Consider the following 17,616-nt stretch of genomic DNA (forward strand, 5'->3'; position numbering starts at 1 on the left):
TTTTTATTTTAAATTACATCATGAAAAAACTGATCTTGATTCTGCTGTTACCTTTAGCATTAAATACAAAAGCGCAACTACTTGTTGATACCCATAACGATGCCATATCAAACCAGCTAATTACCGGTGCCGACCTTGGAAAATTGCAACCAATTGGCAATTTTGATCTGGTACGTGCCAAACAAGGCGGGTTAAACGCGCAGATATTTTCTATATGGTGCAGCGGGCAATATGGCAAAGGCACAGGTTACGCAATGGCTAACCGCGAGATAGATTCGTTATACGCATTAATTAATCGGCACCCGGATATGATAGCTATGGTTACCACGCCTAAGCAATTAACCAAAGCGGTTAAAAAAAATAAGCTGGCAGCTTTAATTGGTGTTGAGGGCGGACATATGATAGAGGATAGTATAGGTTATGTTGACCAACTGGCCAAACGCGGCATGGCTTACCTAACGCTAACCTGGAACAACAGCACCAGTTGGGCAACATCAGCAGCTGATGAAACTACAAAGGGAGATTCGTTAAAGCACAAAGGGCTTACTGATTTTGGTAAGCAGATAGTGCATCACTTGAATGATTTGGGGGTTATGGTGGATGTATCGCACGTGGGCGAGCAAACCTTTTATGATGTGATAGCTACTACTACCAAACCGATTATTGCATCACATAGCTGCGCGTGGGCTCTTAACAAAAACCGCCGCAATATGAAAGACGCGCAATTACAGGCGCTTGCAAAAAATGGCGGTGTGGTATTTGTTAACTTTTACAGCGGTTTTGTTGATAGTACCTACGCCCAAAAAGAAGGTGCTTTTATAAAGGTACACCGCCCGGAACTAGACTCGCTTATAAAAATTTATAACGACAGGGATTTGGCTATCGAAAGATTAAGCGCGATACATAAAGCAGAATCGGACATGGTGCGCCCGCCATTAAGCATGCTCATTAAACATATTGATTATATAGCTAAACTTATTGGAGTTGAGCACGTAGGCATAGGATCAGACTTTGACGGTTCAGAATCGTTTCCGCAAGAAATGGATAGCGTTGCTGATTACCCCAAAATAAAAACCGAACTATTAAAGCTGGGCTACAGTAAGAAAGACGTTGCCAAAATATTCGGCGGTAATTTTATGCGGGTATTTAAGGCTAATAAAGGATAGTATTAAGCGCTACATAGTCGGGATATGGATAACAGCCAGCGCAATTTAATTCGCAGCAGTCAATCTAACCAAATACTGCCCAAACTCATCCTCCAGTAATACTTCCATAGTAAAACCGGTTTCGACAGCAATTTGCTGTAGGGTATGCTCATCAATATATAGCCAGTTAAACCATTCGGTTTTTAACTTTTTATAATTGTATTGGTATTGTATCTCGCCATAATAGCCCTGTGCTGGCAATTTGCCTTCATACAGGTAAGCAATATCTGATGAATCGAATAATATTTGTCCGCCTTTAGCTAACAGGGTTTTTAAATGGGTAAGCAATTGTTTTAATTGTTGAAGTGTACCTGCCAAACCAATACCATTCATCATAAATAACAGGGTATCAGATTTCTCGGCGTTATAATTAAATATATCAGCCTCAACTGTTTTTTTTACGCCCCGGTCCTTCATTAGCTGCACACATAACGGTGAAATATCTAATGCTGTTATATCCAGGCCCTGTTCTTGCAAATGCAAAACATGGCTCCCCGCTCCCGCGCCAATATCCAATACCTTCCCCCGGCATTGTTCCATGGCCATATATTCAATATCGGGCATATCGTTCTCTTCCCTAAAATAGGCAGCTATAGGCATTTCTTCGGGCGGCCCGTATTTATTGTTGATCCAAAGTTTACTTTTAGATAAAGTGTGGTAATGATCAAATAGGGCCCGGCCTAAAATGTCGTTCATTTTGTTCATTTTTAAAAACGTGCTTATATCCGCATGTAAACATATACTTTTATAATAAAATATAACAACTGCATTTATTGTTATATATAAATTCCTAAATACCCCCCCTTTTTTAATTTCAAACTGTATTAAACTAAATATCTCGTTACAATTGCCGAAGAATTATTTGTTTTGATAATTTTGTCTACATCTTTCTTAACCTATGAGAAACCTAAATTACCTATCGCTAATATTGTTTTGCATATGCGCTTTGTTTTCGTGTAAAAAAAACGAAATAATTGGTGGAAAATCACACGCTGCATTAATAACCGGCAAGTGGCTGGCTTACCAGCAGCACACCATGATATATGACTTGAACACTGCTGATCTTGTAAAAGACACTACCATGTTGTTTAGCTCTACAAACCCGAAGGCGTGGTATGAAATATTTAATGACGATGGTTCTGCCTACATAACTACTATCCCGCATAAAGTAGCAGGTTCATCGGTTTATGCTACTGATAGCACTTCCTATTTGCATTACACAATTTTAGGTTCGGTATTAACCGTTAAACAAAATGGCGGCGGAAGCGAAACTGACCCTATCATCCGGTTAACCGATACTGACCTGGGGCTGGAAACCATATTTCAAAGCAATCCACAATCTGGCTGGGGGCTTGATGTAAATACTTCTTACAAATACATAGTAGATACTTACTACAGCAGGCAATAGCAGCTATTTGATCTTACCGTTTACTATATTACCTGCTTCGTTTCATTACGCGCACCAACTGCCTGTGCCTTTTAACGGCATAATAATCATTTGTTACCAATATGGCATGTATAACGCCGGGGATCCAGAAAAACAGCGTCAGGAAAATACTCAGGATAAAGGCTCCTATCCTACCCGTAGTGAATACAGCAAGCGGTGGTAATAAAAAGCAAAGGAAATAGCGCATGATATAAAATACTAAGTTAACTTATGTTAGACTTTGCTTAGTACGTATAGTTACAGTACATTTAATTTGTTAATGAGGCAGCCAACTAAGGAATAGATGTTTTACTATTGCGCCCAACTATAAGATAAACTATTGAGCCAATAAAAGGGGCAAATAATACAATAAGTGCCCATATTAGTTTAGTAACAGCATCTTTGAAATCTGAACGTACAATATCAATTAAGCAAATTATACTTAGCACAGGATAGGCCAGTGCAAAAGCTATAACGATCAATTCGAACCCGTTAAATTCAAAAAACAGTAAAGTATTCATAATAAAGGTTTTTACTAAATTACTATTTATATTACATTTTAGTATCTGCATTGTTATTGCAGATAAATCTATAAAGCATCATGAAAATATACCAGCAACAATTACAGCTTAGCCACTACAGGCGCGGCTTCCATTTAATTACCGCAGAGGTTATACAGGCACTACCGCAGATTATTGATTTAAAAACAGGTATTTGCCAGGTGTTTATTCAGCACACCTCTGCATCGTTAACCATTAATGAAAATGCCGACCCGACAGTGAGAAAAGATTTTGAAATGTACTTTAGTAAAACCGTGCCTGAAAATGATTCTGATTATATCCATGACGATGAGGGCCCTGATGATATGCCTGCACATTTAAAGTCCTCTTTATTAGGAAGCTCAGTAACTATCCCCATACGTAACGGAAAATTAGCTTTAGGCATGTGGCAAGGCATTTATTTATGCGAGCACCGCAACTACGGCGGACAAAGGAGCTTGATGATTACAGCCTGGGGAGAGTAATTATCGCAGTATTTATTGTCTGACCCATGAGATATTAGGATTGCCTTGATTATCTGTATAGCACTAAATCAAGTCCATCGTTTAGGTTCAGACAACTACTTATCCCATATAAAACTTTTCCCGATACCCTGTTGGCGTCATCCCTACTGTTTTTTTGAATATCTTACGGAATGCTTTTGGGTCGCTATAACCAGAGTTAATCATAACCTCGGTCATTTGCTGGTTAGTTTGTATCAGTAGTTTTTTGGCAGCTTCTATGCGTGTTTTTTGGAGATATTCTATAGGCGTAATACCCGTTACCTGTTTAAACCTGCGGGCAATATTTCTCCGGCTGCCGGGTATTTCTTTTATCAGTTCTTCAATAGTGCCGGTATTTTGGTAAGCTGCTGCTATATTTTGCTGTGCCATAGTTACCAGTTCATCATTATGGCTTTGTAATGGCGAGAATGTGCTGAAATAAGTTTGCTGATCCCTATCCATATCAATAGAAAATAATTTCGCTATACGTACGGCTATATCTTTACCGCAATACTTTTGCAGCAGGTGCAGCATTAAATGAAAGCTTGAAGTTGAACCTCCGCTGGTATACAATCCACCATCGCCGGTAACTACTTTATCAGATTGTAATTTTACCGTTGGGAACGCGCTGGCAAATTCTTTACAGGCATCAACGTGCGTGGTAGCTGTTTTGCCGTTAAGTAAACCTGTAGCACCCAGTAAAAAAGCGCCGGTACATACACAAGCCAACTCTGCCCCTGCCTGAAACTGTTGCTGTAGCCAGGGTATATAATTATAATTTTCACGGATAGCGTGTACAATATCTTCAGACCTAAACGCAGGAATAAATATCAGATCCTGCTTTGGAGCCGTATCAACCGGTTGTATTTTATATCCGTTAAATTCAATCGCTTTGTCTTTTATTATATCAGCTGCACAAAAAAGATTGATATTAAAAGCGGGTTCTTTATCATCAGCAACATAAAACCGGTTAACGCTTTCAAAAACATCCAGTATAGCGGCTACACTTATTAACCGATATCTATTGGTAAGCAAAAGACCTAATTGTATCATATTGGTAAATTTTAAATGGCAAGGCTAATATATAGAATTTTTGTCTTAAATGCCCCCGATAATTGACCGCTAACACCATTTTTAATACCATTATAAGCAGGTAACTTAGTAAAAATAAATACATTACTTAAAACAACAAACAATGGCTAAGATCAATCCTTACGTAAACTTTCTGGGCAAGACCGAGGAAGCTTTTAACTTTTACAAATCAGTATTTGGCGGTGAGTTTTTAACATTGCAGCGCTTTAAAGATACTCCGCATGGCGATAACATGTCGGCAGAGGATAAAGAGAAAGTAATGCATGTTGCACTGCCCATTGGTGATAATCTATTAATGGGCACTGATGTGCTGGAATCAATGGGGCAAAGCTTAAGCTTTGGTACTAATTTTTCTATAGCGATTGATCCTAAAGATATGGATGAGGCTAACAGTCTTTTTAATGGGCTTGCAGTTGGCGGCCAGATAATGATGCCGTTAGAGAAAATGTTTTGGGGTGCATGGTTCGGTATGCTGTTTGATAAATATGGTGTACAATGGATGTTGAATTATGACGATAGCCAAAAATAAGCCGCGATTAACATGAATGATGTTTTAACAGAATTACAAGACACTAAGGCTAACCTTAAACTGGTCATCTCTTCATTTAGTGATGACCAGTTTAATACTGTTCCTTTTAAGGATAGCTGGACACCCGGACAAGTATCAGATCATATTCTGAAAGCTGTAGGGGTTGGTGTGCTTTACGGAAATACCAAACCAACAACACGAAACCACGACGAGAAAGTAGCCGAAACTGCCAAGCTGTTTCTGAATATGGATATCAAAATGAAGTCCCCTGATTTTATTTTACCATCAAACGCGCCTCAAAATAAGCAGGAGACATTGAATAAGGTTGATGATACCTTTTCAAGGCTAATAGAAGCGGCTAAAACTTTAGATCTATCCTTAACCTGCCTGGCATTTGAAGTGCCTGGATTTGGTGAATTTACAAGATCAGAATTTATATGGTTCTATATTTTCCATACCCAACGACATATCTATCAGTTAAAAAATATAGCTAAAGCATTAGGCGATTAAGAATATGGTAGTTGAAGTTTTTAAAACAAATGTTGCTGAGGTTAGGCTGTCTGAGTTACTAATTCAGCAACTGCTAAATCATTTCCCGGATAGCCGGGTAAACTTTGATATGGAAGACTGCGACAAAATATTACGTATTGAGGCCGAGGCTATTATTCCCGAAAAAATAATTGAAGTATTAAACGCAAATGGTTATTCTTGCGAGGTTTTGATCTGATTATTAACCCGGTACCCATTTCCCCCCAACTAATGACCGTCAAAAATATATTTTCTATAATACGGCAATCGCTTAATGGCGAGGAACAGGATTATACACAAGGCAGCATCCGTAAGGCGGTTTTCCTGTTGGCTATTCCTATGATATTAGAGCTAAGCCTGGAAAGTGTTTTTGCTTTGGTTGATATATTTTTTGTAAGCAAGCTGGGTCAGAATGCCATTGCAAGCGTTGGGCTTACAGAATCTGTTGTCACCATTGTTTATTCTATTGCCATTGGTTTAAGTACAGCGGCAACGGCCATTGTGGCGCGTCGAATTGGCGAAAAAAATGCCGAAGGTGCCGCACATGCGGGTGCGCAATCATTAATTATAGCTTTCATAATCAGCGGCTTTTTAACCGTTGCCGGGATGGTTTATGCCGGCGATATTTTATCGTTAATGGGTGCAAGCAAAGCCGTTGTAGCAGAGGGCGCTATATTTACCCGCATAATGTTTGGCGGCAGCCTGGTAATTATATTGATATTTCTAATCAACGGCATTTTTAGGGGGGCGGGCAACGCGGCTATGGCCATGAAGAGCTTGTGGATTGCCAGCTTAACCAATATAATACTATGTCCCATTTTAATTTATTTTTTCGGGTTAAAAGGCGCGGCAATTGCCACGGTTACAGGCAGGAGCTCGGGTGTGCTTTATCAATGTTATCACTTAATAAAAGGGCATGGTATTATAAAATTCACTGCCAAACATTTCAACTTTGACGCGCCGGTAATTAAATCTATCATCTCCATTGGCTGGCCCGCTACCCTGCAGTTTGTAATTGCAAGCGGCAGTTGGATGGTTGTGGCCCGGTTGGTAGCAGAAACCGGCGGAACGGCAGCATCGGCGGGTTATCAAGTAGCTATACGCAATGTGGTTTTCTTTATCCTGCCCGCGTGGGGATTAAGCAACGCAGCCGCTACCTTGGTGGGTCAAAATCTGGGGGCCAAAGAAACGCGACGAGCCGAAAAAAGTGTTATGATCACCGCGAAGTATAACGCTGTTTTTATGGGAATTGTAATGGTGATATTCCTGTTTTTTTCAAATCCTATTATCCGCATATTTACACAGGAAGAAATGGTGGTAAGATTTGGCACCCAGGCTTTGCAGATATTCGGATCTGCCTATATTTTTTACGGTATTGGCATGGTAATGACACAAGCGCTAAATGGCGCCGGCGATACTAAAACACCTACCTGGATAAATTTTGTATGTTTTTGGCTCATCCAGATACCGCTGGCCTATTTTCTATCAAAAACACTGGATATGAAAGCTACAGGAGCTTTTATTTCCATCCCCATTGCCGAAACTATGCTTGCTTTAGCGGCATGGTACTATTTCAAAAAGGGTAAATGGAAAGAGGTGAAGGTATAAGTCTGTTTATTTCTTCCACACATCTGTAATCACCGTTGCTTTTGTAGTGTCGCTAACCGGTAAATTATACATAGCCTCTATGGTGTGCAGTAAATTATAATGGTTGATCTTTTCGCTGTATTTACCCTTATTTATATTCGCACCGGCAAAAATTGTCGGGATATAATTAACGGGTTTAAAATCGTCTTCATCAAAGGTTACTATTAACAGGCTATTATGCTTTTTGGCCCAATTAGCGTAATCACCCAAATTATCCTTTAGCCACTTATCTCCTCTTTGTATAGCCGCGGCGTCACCCGGTTCACCTATATTATGCATATCATTATCCATGTTTGGGATAACGAAGGCAACAGTAGGCAATTTATCAAAGTCTTTAGGGAACTCATCCATTGGTAAACTTAATGCGGGCGATATGCCATTTACTTTATTACCCAACCAGTTTGCCCATGGCACATGTTTACGCGCGTATAGATATTGGTGCGTCAGATCGCTTATTTTATAATTACAGGGCAAATACCCTGCCGAGGGCATAGTTTCTGCATACCCATTAAATGTTAAACCGCTGCCTATTAAGGCGCCGCCTAAATTTGGTGATGTATAAGGAGTTATAGTTACCAGGCACTCATCGCCTATGGTATTTTGTACACTGCCAGAAAATAAGGCCAGGTAATTAGGCTGACTTGGGTGTGTTACCCCATGCGAATCTGTAAATAATGCGCCGTCATTAGCAAGTTGATTAATATAAGGCGCATTAGGCGAGCCTATAAGTGCATTATAGCCATGATTTTCTTCAATAACTACAATTACATGATCATAACGGTGTGGCTGATTTTGTGGCTTTTTACTAAAAGAGAAGCATATTATCCCAACGCCTGATATGGCTGTTATGCAAAGTAGTTTCGGAAAGAATTTCATAGTTCAATACTGTTTTGCAAAGAAACTAAAAATCCTATCAAATATTGTGGGATAATATTTAACTATTCAAATTTTTAGGCGAGGTATAATTTACAGATCAGTATATTGTTGGGCGAGTTGTTTAATGCCCGGGGCTGTAAGCTTTGTCCACACCCAAATCTCTATCAAAAATGACCTATCGGTCATTTTTCTTAACTAATTTTAACATTTACAATCACAATATCCACCCGGTAAATAACGTCTTATTTGCATTATATTTAATCACTAAAACTCAGCAATCTTTGAAAAAAACGTGACTATTCAATTATTTAAAATCATCACAACATGAAATTTAAAATGAAGTTAGCCGACGGTACTACCCAAATAATACAAATAACTGCCGACTATTTTAAGACCTGGCGCGTGTGGCGGGTACAGGTGAACGGAAAAGTTGCCATGCTATACAAATTAGGCAACGAGTGGATGCAGCGTCATGAAGATTATTTAGATGCCCATACTTTATCAGTTATAGGCAAATATATTGATAGCATGCTTTCGTCGCCGGGTAATGCTTCATTTGCCTGACATTATATATTGGGAGTAAAAAGGTTAAGGTCATAAATATTCATTCCTTTTTCAATTTGAGTTACTTTATCAACGGCCATATCAAAGCCGTCGCCGCCAAATTGTTCCTTTTCCTTTTTCTCAAAATCTTCGCCCAGCGAATCGTATTCATGTTTAGAGATAAGCTTATGCAAGGCAGGGAACAATACGGTATCTTCCCGTGCTTCATGGGGGCTATACATTCGTACAAACGCCTGCATGTCCTGCGCCATCAACTTTCGTTCATCAGCTGTAGGGTTGGGCTTTTTTGTATTTTCAATAATACGCAAGGTTAATAGCCGGCCTTTTTTATGTTGTATCCTTAATACTTTGGTAAGGTCAGTCAGCTGCCCGGCTTTTTCAAAACGCGGAAATAAGTGATCTTCTTCCAGCTTCTCATGGTAATCCTCTACAAAACTTTTAATAAGATTGGCCGATTGCCCAACCAGTGCCAGGTTGAGGTCCTTGCCTGTTATAAGCCGCGATGATGCCTCATCATAAATAAGTAGTATTCTTTTCAGTACACCATGCTCGCGCATCAGATCCTCGTTAGTGGTCACATCATCATCTTCTCCCTTCTGCAATCCGCATGAACTGATACCGGTTAAAGCTATGCCTCCTGCTGCAAGCAAGCTGGTTTTAGTTAAAAAATCCCGGCGGCCTTTGCCTTGCTGATCTAACCGGTTAGGTTGATTGTTAAGATTCTCCATGAGCAATATTGAATAACTTATTACTGCACATCAAAATTAATACCATTACTGCCTGCTATTTTAAAAGTAATGAATTTAAAGTTTACCTGATGATAGTGACGTAACCCGACATGGTTTTACGGCCATGTTTTGGATTAATAAAGTAATAATAAACCCCAGTTGGCATGTCCTTGTTATTAAACCTTCCATCCCATGCCATTAGGTAACCTACTGATGTATAAACTTTTTGCCCGTAACGGTTAAATACCTCAACGGTACAATCCAAATAAGCATCAAGGTGTTTAATATCCCAAACATCATTAATACCATCGCCATTGGGTGTAAAAGTATTAGGTATAACCGGGCTTTTTAATACCGAAACAGTAACCTTATCGCTTGCAGAACACCCTTCACTATTAGTTACAGTAATGGTATAAGTAATATCCTGCCCCGGGTTAACCACCGGATCAGGAACAGCAGCATTACTTAAACCAATAATTGGTAACCAAGCGTAGGTAATACCATCGCCGGTTGCTGTGGCATGTAAGGTGGTGCTGCCTCCTGCTAATATGGCAATTGCAGTGCCAGCGTTTACAGTTGGTATCGGCTTAACCATTATGGTACTGCTTATGGTGTCAGCACAGGTGCTATTAGCTGTAAAAATGTACTTTATATTAAATGTGCCCACGCCAACACTTGCAGGATCAAATAAACCTGTACTACTTACACCTGTACCTGAGTATGCGCCCGATCCTGGAATGCCACTATTTTCTTGCGCATTTAATTGAATTTTACCTGCATTTAAACAAACGGCCGCGGGCGCGTTAAAAGAAACAGTAGGTGTAGCCAGCAGCGTTATGGTTTTATTCATTTCTGACACACAGGTAACACCCGAATAGGCCAGCATACTTACCTGGTAATTCCGGGTAGCCGGCGACGTATGAAATTCGGGATAAGTGTGCTGATAAGGCTTCCCTGAATATGGGTTGTTATCTGTTTCTTGAATGGTTATATCACCGCTATCATAGTACCATACTACTTTGGTGATATTACCAATGTCGACAAAAGACTGGTTGGTAAAATACACCGGCCGGTTACTGCATAGCGCCGCGGCATTTAATACATTAAAAATGGCGGTTGGCGTAGAGCCATTTACCGTAAAATCTTTAATTGTTGTAACCTGGCACCCATTAACCGAAGTTACAGTAAGTGTAACATGGTATAGTTTTGCTTGTGCATATTTATGTGTTGGGTTCGTAAGGTTTGATATATTAGGATTTGCAGCCGTAGCATTTGCATTATCGCCAAAATCCCATAAATAAGTAAACCCGGCAACTGTATTATCGGCTATCGTTGTGCTGTCAGTAAACCTGGCGTATGTATCAGCAAGGCATACCGCAGGCGTACCAAAATTCACCACTGGTAGAGGGCTTATTTTAATAGTTTTTATCAGGGTTGAGGTACAGCCTTTATCATTAGTAATAAGCAGTTTTACCGTATAAGTACCGGTAGCGGCATAGATATGCTGAAAAGCTTGGTTATCCACTTTTGGTTCGGTTATGCCATCACCATAGCTCCATGCGCGGGCGGTTATTATACCGTCTGCGCTGGTTGATATATCATTAAATGTAACAGCCTTGGTAACACAATCGGGTGTCGAATAATTAAATGATGCAACGGGCGCTTGCCCTACATGTATACTTTTAGGGGTTGATACCGCTGTACAGCCATTACTATTTGTGACTGTTAATTGTACGGTATAATTACCCAGTGCTGCATAAAGGTGCGATGGATTTTGTTTGACAGATGTTTGCCCGTCGCCAAAATCCCATAACCATGTTACGTTTGCTGTAGATTTATCCTTAAAAGCCGTTGAATCCCCAAAGCAGGTATTATCGGGAGCTAATAGCGCCGCCGTGGGCGTAGGGAATACCGTTAGTGTGAGCTGGTTTGATGACACCACACAATTGGAAACATTAATATTATCTGCTTGCCCCGAAACTATCCGGTAAGAATAAGTACCGGCAATTGTTGGTGATGAAAAGCTAAAGGAAGAATTAGTGCCCGCCGGTCCTTGGTCTGTCCAAACACCATCAACCAGCAGCTGACGTTTTTGATTATAGTTAGCGGCCAATGTTGTAGTAGTATTAATAATTACCATTTGCGACGTGCCTGAGCATAGCGATTGTGAAATAGCAGGGTTATCAAATACTACCGCTACCTGGGCGCCATACGCCCTGAAGGTTATATCATCAATAGCAATATCATTGCCTATACCTCCCGGAGCGTTATTAACCATTTTTAAAACTATGGCATCGGTACCTGCCGGCGTGGTAAATGTAAAAGGATATTGTATCCACGCGTCGCCGGTTGGGATATCATTGGTATTGCCTGTGCCCAATACAGTTCCACCCGCGGTTTCAATAGAAAACGTTACATTAGGTAAAATCCCGTTGTTTTTTAACAAGTTTTTTATCCAGGCTGCAAACTGATATTTGGTGTTACCACATAAACCTGTAACTGTACGGGTGTAAAAAATACCGGGTGTGAAACTGCCGTTCACCAACATAAAATAACCACCCGGGTTACCGGTATGATCGGTTGTGATCCACCAGCCCCCATTGGTATTACTTGAAGTATTTACAATGGTATAAAAATTATCGTTAGGTGTACCGCTGCTGTAAGTATAGGAAGTTGAGCCTGAGTCTGCTGGTAAAGGGCCCGCATATTTATTGGTACCCGAGCCAAAAGTAATATTAACAATAGGATCGCCTAAACTTTGTGTATATCCTTTATTGCTAAAAAACAAACCCAAGCTGATAAAGATAACAGCGTAAATATTTTTACGAATAGCTATTCCTGTAAAGTATTTAAACATCGGTATCCCCGGCAAGCATAATTTGGTTTCAATGTTAAAAGTATCATAAATAGATTAAATACACCATAGAATTTAATTGAAAATTATTGGCTATCAATTCAATTACCAACTTATGGCCGATAAGGCATTTTAACGCCGGGGACTAAAACACTCTATCGAATTTAACAATGGTGACCCTCCGCTATTGCCTACTCCTGCCGCGGTATATATTTTCTTGTCGTAATAAATGGCACCTGTAGCGTGCCTGCCTGCAATAAGCGGTGGTAATGTTCTAAACTTGTCGGTTTTAACATTGTAGGCCTCCACTTCGTTATGCGATATTTTCTGCACAGTGCTTTCTCCCGCTATTACCAATATCTCATTTTTTACAACTACTAAGGCGTTGCCTGCACGTAATGTGGGCAGCTTAGCATTTGCTGTGCTCCACTTACCGGTGTTAAAATCATAAACATCCACCTCTGCAATAGTATTATTTAACAATTTCTTTTCCATTGCATTTGATTGTACACCGGCAATGCAATATAATTTATGACCAACAACAGCAGCTTTAAAATGATCCCTGGCCCTGGGTGCATCATCAAGTTTGGCCCATTGGTTAGTTTGCGGGTCATACTCATCAAACCATGCCACGTTTCCCGTCCAGTGCCCGTCTAATATCCCGTTAACCAGGTAAAATTTATTTTTATAAACAACTACACCGCCCGATCCTCTTTGCCTGTCGTTAGGTATTTCTGCACCTACGCGCCAACTGTCTGATGCAGGATTATATATATAAATATTGGCAACCGGCTTTTCATGCGGGAAACCACCCGTCATGGCACCGCAGATATAAATTTCATCTTTATATACAATGGCCTGGAAATGATTTAGTTCGATAGGCGGTTTTGCACCATTTGTCCAGGTGGATGTCTTGGGATCAAATACAGAAATATTTTTTACCCCCCTGCCGCCCAACAGGTAAAACAGCCCTTTAATATTTACAAAATCCCCTTCCTCCCTTAATATAAAATTGCCGTTTGTAGCTATAATTCCCCAGTTGTATCCTTTTAACTGGGCATTGACAGGAAGTCTAAACAAACAAATTGTAATTAAAATAAACAGGCTGATTTTTTTCATAATTGAGGCAGGTGCGAATTGGTTAAAGCAAACTTATTTATAGCGTTAAAACGATCTTACTTGTGTCATTAATAACAGTTTTTCGTCCAATTGTACTATATAGTTATTGTGTCCGGTAACTAAAATCACAGCCTTCAAACAATCATTATTTTTACTTACTTGCCTTCGTATCGATTTTAACTTAAGCTTTTTAATAATGCTTTCAACCAAAAGCAAGTCGTTATAATCGGCAGAAGTAAATTCAATAACAAATAGTTTATCGTGATGTACTTTATCAATATACCGTTCCAGTAACGAGAAAAGTTTTAAAACCAGCAAAGACAATATGGTTGTAATTAAAGCCAATGGATAATCGCCTGCACCGGCTGCCATGCCTATAGCTGCTGCAATCCATATTACTGCCGCTGTAGTCAGGCCGCTTACGCCAATATTATCTTTAAAAACAACACCGGCTCCAATAAAACCAATCCCTGTTATTACATTAATATTAACACCTAACCCTGCCTGCTGGGCCACCATAGTAAATAATGTTGAACCAAGTGTAATAAGTATGATAGTACGGAAACCAGCGGTTTTGTTTTTATACTGTCGTTCAATGCCAAGTAAGCCGCCACAAAAAACGGCAAATCCTATTTTAAGAAATTCGTCCGTTGTTAGTTGAAACTCTAATGGCAAATGCATGATTAATTATTGAATGAGTGATTGAGTGTATGTTTTACTTTATTTGGTCAAATATTTTCCCCGGGTTTAATATGTAATTTTTATCAAAAACCTTTTTAATACCGCGCCATAGTTCAAAATGTATGGGCGAATACTTTATTGGCATAAAATCTTTCTGTACCAGCCCAATACCATGTTCGCCGGATAAAGTGCCATCTAAAGATACCGTTAACTCAAATATTTCGCGTATGCCATCTTTTAATTTGGTGTTCCAGTCTTCATCACTCATGTTGGCTTTAATAATATTTACATGCAGGTTGCCATCGCCTGCGTGGCCATAGCATACAGATTCAAAACCATATTTAGCTCCCGCATCTTTTATGCCTTTTATCAGTTGCGGTAACGCCGCGCGGGGTACTACTGTATCTTCTTCTTTATATACAGAGTTTGATTTTACTGATACGGCCATAGTGCGCCTTATGCGCCATAACTCTTCCTTTTGAGCTGCCGATTCGCCAAAAAGTACGTCTGTACAACCAAATTCTTCTAAAACTGTATTGATTTTTTCACAATCTGAAAATATTACATCCGGATTAGTGCCATCTACTTCTATCAGCAAAAACGCGGCTACATCATCTTTCAGATCAAAAACTATCCCGTCGTGTTCTATTACCCACTCTACCCCTCTGCGCTCCATAAACTCTAATGCCGATGGTATTATACCGGCCCTGAAAATAGCCGATACCGCGGCGCATGCCACTTCATTCGATTTGAATGATGCCAGCATCAAGGCATCAGTAGTTGGCGCGGGAATAAGTTTAACCACAATTTTAGTAACAATACCTAATGTACCTTCCGACCCGATGATCAGCTGGGTTAAATTATATCCTGATGAATATTTTAAAGTATTAGCGCCCGTCCAGATGATCTCGCCCGATGGCAAAACTATTTCCAGGTTTAGTATATACTCGCGTATGGTACCATACTTTACTACCCTTGGCCCGCCAGAGCCATGTGATACATTCCCACCTATAAAACAACTGCCCTTGCTTGCCGGGTCAATAGGATATAATAATCCCTTAGCGGCAACCTGGTTCATAAATTCTTCGGTTATTACGCCCGGTTCAACAGTAGCCTGCAGGTTTTGTTCGTCTATATGCAGTATTTTGTTAAATCGCTCCATGGCTATAAGCAAGCCGCCCATTATGGGCAAAGCACCACCGCTTAGCCCTGTACCCGCACCCCTTGGTGTTACAGGTATTAAATGCTCATTGCAAAGTTTAAGCAGCGCGGCAACTTCCCGGGGCGATTTGGGCTTAGCAACAACTTCGGGATAAAAGTGCAGATCTTCCGTTTCGTCATGGCTGTATTTTTCCAGATCATTAGGCGTTGTTATAACTGCATCGTCACCTACTATCAACTTAATTGCAGCTAATATATCTTCAGTTATTTTATTGTAAGTCATAAAATTTTAAAAACCTAAAATTATGGATTTATGTACTATAAATTGATGTCCGGATAAAGATAAATTAACCACTCTAACAACCGGAAAGAATTACCCGGGATGAGCAGCGGGCCGTAAAATTCGCCAAAAAACAAACCCGGCGAAAGAAAATTTCCGGTATGATGAGTACTATCTTAAATAATTATTTACTGTAATTAATTGTAACGCTTGAATATTTGGTTTTGGCACCAACCAACGGATTGAGCTTTTTAATAACAACCTGTATAGTATCTACAAAGGCATATTGTTTTTTTATTTCGTTGATAATTACTTGTGCTACTGTTTCAATTAGCTTTTTGGGAAGCTTCATTTCTTCGCAAGCAATATCATAAAGCTTTTCGTAATTTACGGTGTTACTTAAATTATCTTCGTTAATATTACCTGTTGGCGTAAAGGCAACCTCCACATCAACAATAAAATAACTCCCTATTTTTTGTTCTTCGGGGTAAAAACCATGATAGGCAAAAAACTCAGCGCCATGCAATGCTACAATCATCATCAAAAGTAATGGTTTAGTTGAATAGTGAGCGATGAATATTAAGCAGTTAGATTACTTTTTTATTCACCATTCATCACTCAATATTTTCTATTCAGTTATATTTGTTTATACTAATTCAATTCCTCATGCCAAAAACTGATCTTTTTGAATCGCCAGACTATTATCAATTAGATGAACTGCTTACAGACGAACATAAACTGATACGTAAAAGTGTGCGCGATTGGGTAAAAAAAGAAGTAAGCCCCATAATTGAAGATTATGCCCAACGGTCAGCGTTTCCAAAACAATTATTAAAAGGCCTGGCAGCAATTGGCGCATTTGGACCTACTATTCCGGTACAATATGGCGGGCTTGGTTTAGATTATATGGCTTATGGCATAATAATGCAGGAAATTGAGCGCGGTGATTCAGGCATCAGATCAACTGCATCTGTACAAGGGTCATTAGTTATGTATCCTATTTATGCTTACGGATCGGAGGAGCAACGCATGAAATACCTGCCCAAATTAGCGTCCGGCGAATTAATGGGCTGCTTTGGGCTGACCGAGCCAGACCATGGGTCGGACCCCGGCGGCATGACTACCAATTTTAAAGATGCCGGCGACCATTATATTTTAAATGGGGCAAAAATGTGGATATCAAACGCCCCATTTGCTGATATAGCTATTGTTTGGGCAAAAAATGAGCATGGAAAAATACATGGATTGATTGTTGAGCGTGGAATGGAAGGCTTTTCAACGCCCGAAACGCATAATAAATGGTCGCTGCGGGCATCAGCTACCGGCGAGCTGGTATTTGATAATGTTAAGATCCCGAAAGAGAATTTATTGCCGAATGTATCCGGGTTAAAAGGTCCGCTTGGGTGCCTTAATCAGGCCCGATATGGTATAGCGTGGGGCGCATTAGGCGCAGCTATGGATTGTTATGATACGGCGCTGCGGTATGCTAAAGAACGCAAACAGTTTGGTAAACCAATTGCTGCTTTCCAGTTGCAACAAAAAAAGCTGGCCGAAATGATAACTGAAATAACAAAAGGACAATTGTTGGTTTGGCGGCTTGCCACATTAAAAAATGAAAACAAAGCTACACCCGCGCAAATATCAATGGCAAAACGTAACAGTGTAGAAACAGCTATGCACATAGCCCGCGAAGCGCGCCAAATACTTGGCGGTATGGGAATAACAGGCGAATATCCAATAATGCGGCACATGATGAACCTTGAATCGGTAGTTACCTATGAAGGCACGCATGATATTCACTTATTAATTACAGGATCGGATATAACCGGAGAAGAAGCATTTAAATAATGGAATGGTAACAAAATTGTTCATTATAGCCAAATA

20 protein-coding genes are annotated in these 17,616 nt (G+C 39.9%); 9 read left to right on the forward strand and 11 right to left on the reverse strand.

The features are described from left to right. Nucleotides 1-20: 20 nt before the first annotated feature. Complete coding sequence (locus JWP71_RS07875) at nucleotides 21-1,166, forward strand: dipeptidase (protein ID WP_299498370.1); 1,146 nt, start codon at nucleotides 21-23, stop codon at nucleotides 1,164-1,166. A 45-nt stretch (nucleotides 1,167-1,211) separates the two neighbouring features. Here the strand turns inward: JWP71_RS07875 and JWP71_RS07880 are convergent, their stop codons facing one another. Continuing rightward, the gene (locus tag JWP71_RS07880; RefSeq protein ID WP_299498371.1) at nucleotides 1,212-1,901 is read right to left on the reverse strand and encodes a methyltransferase domain-containing protein; all 690 of its coding nucleotides are present in this window, start codon (nucleotides 1,899-1,901) and stop codon (nucleotides 1,212-1,214) included. A 202-nt stretch (nucleotides 1,902-2,103) separates the two neighbouring features. Here JWP71_RS07880 and JWP71_RS07885 point away from each other — a divergent pair, with 202 nt between their 5' ends. Next, nucleotides 2,104-2,613: a hypothetical protein gene (locus JWP71_RS07885; RefSeq protein WP_299498372.1), complete on the forward strand. Its 510-nt coding sequence runs from the start codon at nucleotides 2,104-2,106 to the stop codon at nucleotides 2,611-2,613. Nucleotides 2,614-2,641: 28 nt separating this feature from the next. Here JWP71_RS07885 and JWP71_RS07890 read toward each other — a convergent pair whose 3' ends face one another. Both JWP71_RS07890 and JWP71_RS07895 read right to left on the reverse strand, forming a co-directional pair. Further along, nucleotides 2,642-2,839 carry a YqaE/Pmp3 family membrane protein gene (locus JWP71_RS07890; protein ID WP_299498373.1) on the reverse strand — a complete coding sequence of 66 codons (198 nt, stop codon included), beginning with the start codon at nucleotides 2,837-2,839 and terminating at the stop codon, nucleotides 2,642-2,644. A gap of 85 nt (nucleotides 2,840-2,924) precedes the next feature. Next, on the reverse strand, nucleotides 2,925-3,152 hold the full coding sequence (locus JWP71_RS07895) for a PLD nuclease N-terminal domain-containing protein (RefSeq protein WP_299498374.1): 228 nt from the start codon (nucleotides 3,150-3,152) through the stop codon (nucleotides 2,925-2,927). An 80-nt stretch (nucleotides 3,153-3,232) separates the two neighbouring features. Between JWP71_RS07895 and JWP71_RS07900 the strand changes: the two genes are divergently transcribed. Continuing rightward, entirely contained in the window at nucleotides 3,233-3,655 is a 423-nt protein-coding gene (locus JWP71_RS07900) for a secondary thiamine-phosphate synthase enzyme YjbQ (protein ID WP_299498375.1), read from the forward strand. Nucleotides 3,656-3,754: 99 nt separating this feature from the next. Here JWP71_RS07900 and JWP71_RS07905 read toward each other — a convergent pair whose 3' ends face one another. After that, the gene (locus tag JWP71_RS07905; protein ID WP_299498376.1) at nucleotides 3,755-4,726 is read right to left on the reverse strand and encodes a helix-turn-helix domain-containing protein; all 972 of its coding nucleotides are present in this window, start codon (nucleotides 4,724-4,726) and stop codon (nucleotides 3,755-3,757) included. Between the two features lie 142 nt (nucleotides 4,727-4,868). Here JWP71_RS07905 and JWP71_RS07910 point away from each other — a divergent pair, with 142 nt between their 5' ends. Genes JWP71_RS07910 through JWP71_RS07925 form a run of 4 tightly spaced genes read left to right on the forward strand, consistent with a single transcriptional unit; the run spans nucleotide 4,869 to nucleotide 7,430 of the window. Continuing rightward, complete coding sequence (locus JWP71_RS07910) at nucleotides 4,869-5,294, forward strand: VOC family protein (protein ID WP_299498377.1); 426 nt, start codon at nucleotides 4,869-4,871, stop codon at nucleotides 5,292-5,294. A 12-nt stretch (nucleotides 5,295-5,306) separates the two neighbouring features. Beyond that, a complete protein-coding gene (locus JWP71_RS07915; protein WP_299498378.1) occupies nucleotides 5,307-5,804 on the forward strand; it encodes a DinB family protein in 498 nt (165 codons plus the stop codon). Nucleotides 5,805-5,808: 4 nt separating this feature from the next. Continuing rightward, nucleotides 5,809-6,021, forward strand: a complete 213-nt coding sequence (locus tag JWP71_RS07920) for a hypothetical protein (protein ID WP_299498379.1) — start codon at nucleotides 5,809-5,811, stop codon at nucleotides 6,019-6,021. 32 nt (nucleotides 6,022-6,053) lie between these two features. Then, nucleotides 6,054-7,430 (forward strand): MATE family efflux transporter, encoded by a 1,377-nt coding sequence (locus JWP71_RS07925; protein WP_299498380.1) that lies wholly within the window; start codon nucleotides 6,054-6,056, stop codon nucleotides 7,428-7,430. Nucleotides 7,431-7,436: 6 nt separating this feature from the next. Here JWP71_RS07925 and JWP71_RS07930 read toward each other — a convergent pair whose 3' ends face one another. Beyond that, entirely contained in the window at nucleotides 7,437-8,345 is a 909-nt protein-coding gene (locus tag JWP71_RS07930) for an alkaline phosphatase family protein (RefSeq protein ID WP_299498382.1), read from the reverse strand. A 336-nt stretch (nucleotides 8,346-8,681) separates the two neighbouring features. Here JWP71_RS07930 and JWP71_RS07935 point away from each other — a divergent pair, with 336 nt between their 5' ends. After that, nucleotides 8,682-8,909: a hypothetical protein gene (locus JWP71_RS07935; RefSeq protein ID WP_299498384.1), complete on the forward strand. Its 228-nt coding sequence runs from the start codon at nucleotides 8,682-8,684 to the stop codon at nucleotides 8,907-8,909. 2 nt (nucleotides 8,910-8,911) lie between these two features. Here the strand turns inward: JWP71_RS07935 and JWP71_RS07940 are convergent, their stop codons facing one another. The 6 genes from JWP71_RS07940 to folB form a co-directional block, all read right to left on the reverse strand. Next, a complete protein-coding gene (locus JWP71_RS07940; protein WP_299498386.1) occupies nucleotides 8,912-9,637 on the reverse strand; it encodes a hemerythrin domain-containing protein in 726 nt (241 codons plus the stop codon). A gap of 82 nt (nucleotides 9,638-9,719) precedes the next feature. Continuing rightward, on the reverse strand, nucleotides 9,720-12,494 hold the full coding sequence (locus tag JWP71_RS07945) for a PKD domain-containing protein (protein ID WP_299498389.1): 2,775 nt from the start codon (nucleotides 12,492-12,494) through the stop codon (nucleotides 9,720-9,722). Nucleotides 12,495-12,623: 129 nt separating this feature from the next. Continuing rightward, on the reverse strand, nucleotides 12,624-13,610 hold the full coding sequence (locus tag JWP71_RS07950) for a hypothetical protein (RefSeq protein ID WP_299498393.1): 987 nt from the start codon (nucleotides 13,608-13,610) through the stop codon (nucleotides 12,624-12,626). Between the two features lie 45 nt (nucleotides 13,611-13,655). Beyond that, on the reverse strand, nucleotides 13,656-14,291 hold the full coding sequence (locus JWP71_RS07955) for an MgtC/SapB family protein (protein ID WP_299498396.1): 636 nt from the start codon (nucleotides 14,289-14,291) through the stop codon (nucleotides 13,656-13,658). 34 nt (nucleotides 14,292-14,325) lie between these two features. After that, nucleotides 14,326-15,735 (reverse strand): FAD-linked oxidase C-terminal domain-containing protein, encoded by a 1,410-nt coding sequence (locus tag JWP71_RS07960; protein WP_299498398.1) that lies wholly within the window; start codon nucleotides 15,733-15,735, stop codon nucleotides 14,326-14,328. A gap of 181 nt (nucleotides 15,736-15,916) precedes the next feature. Further along, nucleotides 15,917-16,273, reverse strand: a complete 357-nt coding sequence (folB, locus tag JWP71_RS07965; RefSeq protein WP_299498399.1) for a dihydroneopterin aldolase — start codon at nucleotides 16,271-16,273, stop codon at nucleotides 15,917-15,919. Nucleotides 16,274-16,398: 125 nt separating this feature from the next. Here folB and JWP71_RS07970 point away from each other — a divergent pair, with 125 nt between their 5' ends. Beyond that, nucleotides 16,399-17,580: an acyl-CoA dehydrogenase family protein gene (locus JWP71_RS07970; RefSeq protein ID WP_299498401.1), complete on the forward strand. Its 1,182-nt coding sequence runs from the start codon at nucleotides 16,399-16,401 to the stop codon at nucleotides 17,578-17,580. Nucleotides 17,581-17,616: the final 36 nt, after the last annotated feature.

Source organism: Mucilaginibacter sp. (assembly GCF_028287845.1).
Taxonomy (GTDB): domain Bacteria; phylum Bacteroidota; class Bacteroidia; order Sphingobacteriales; family Sphingobacteriaceae; genus Mucilaginibacter.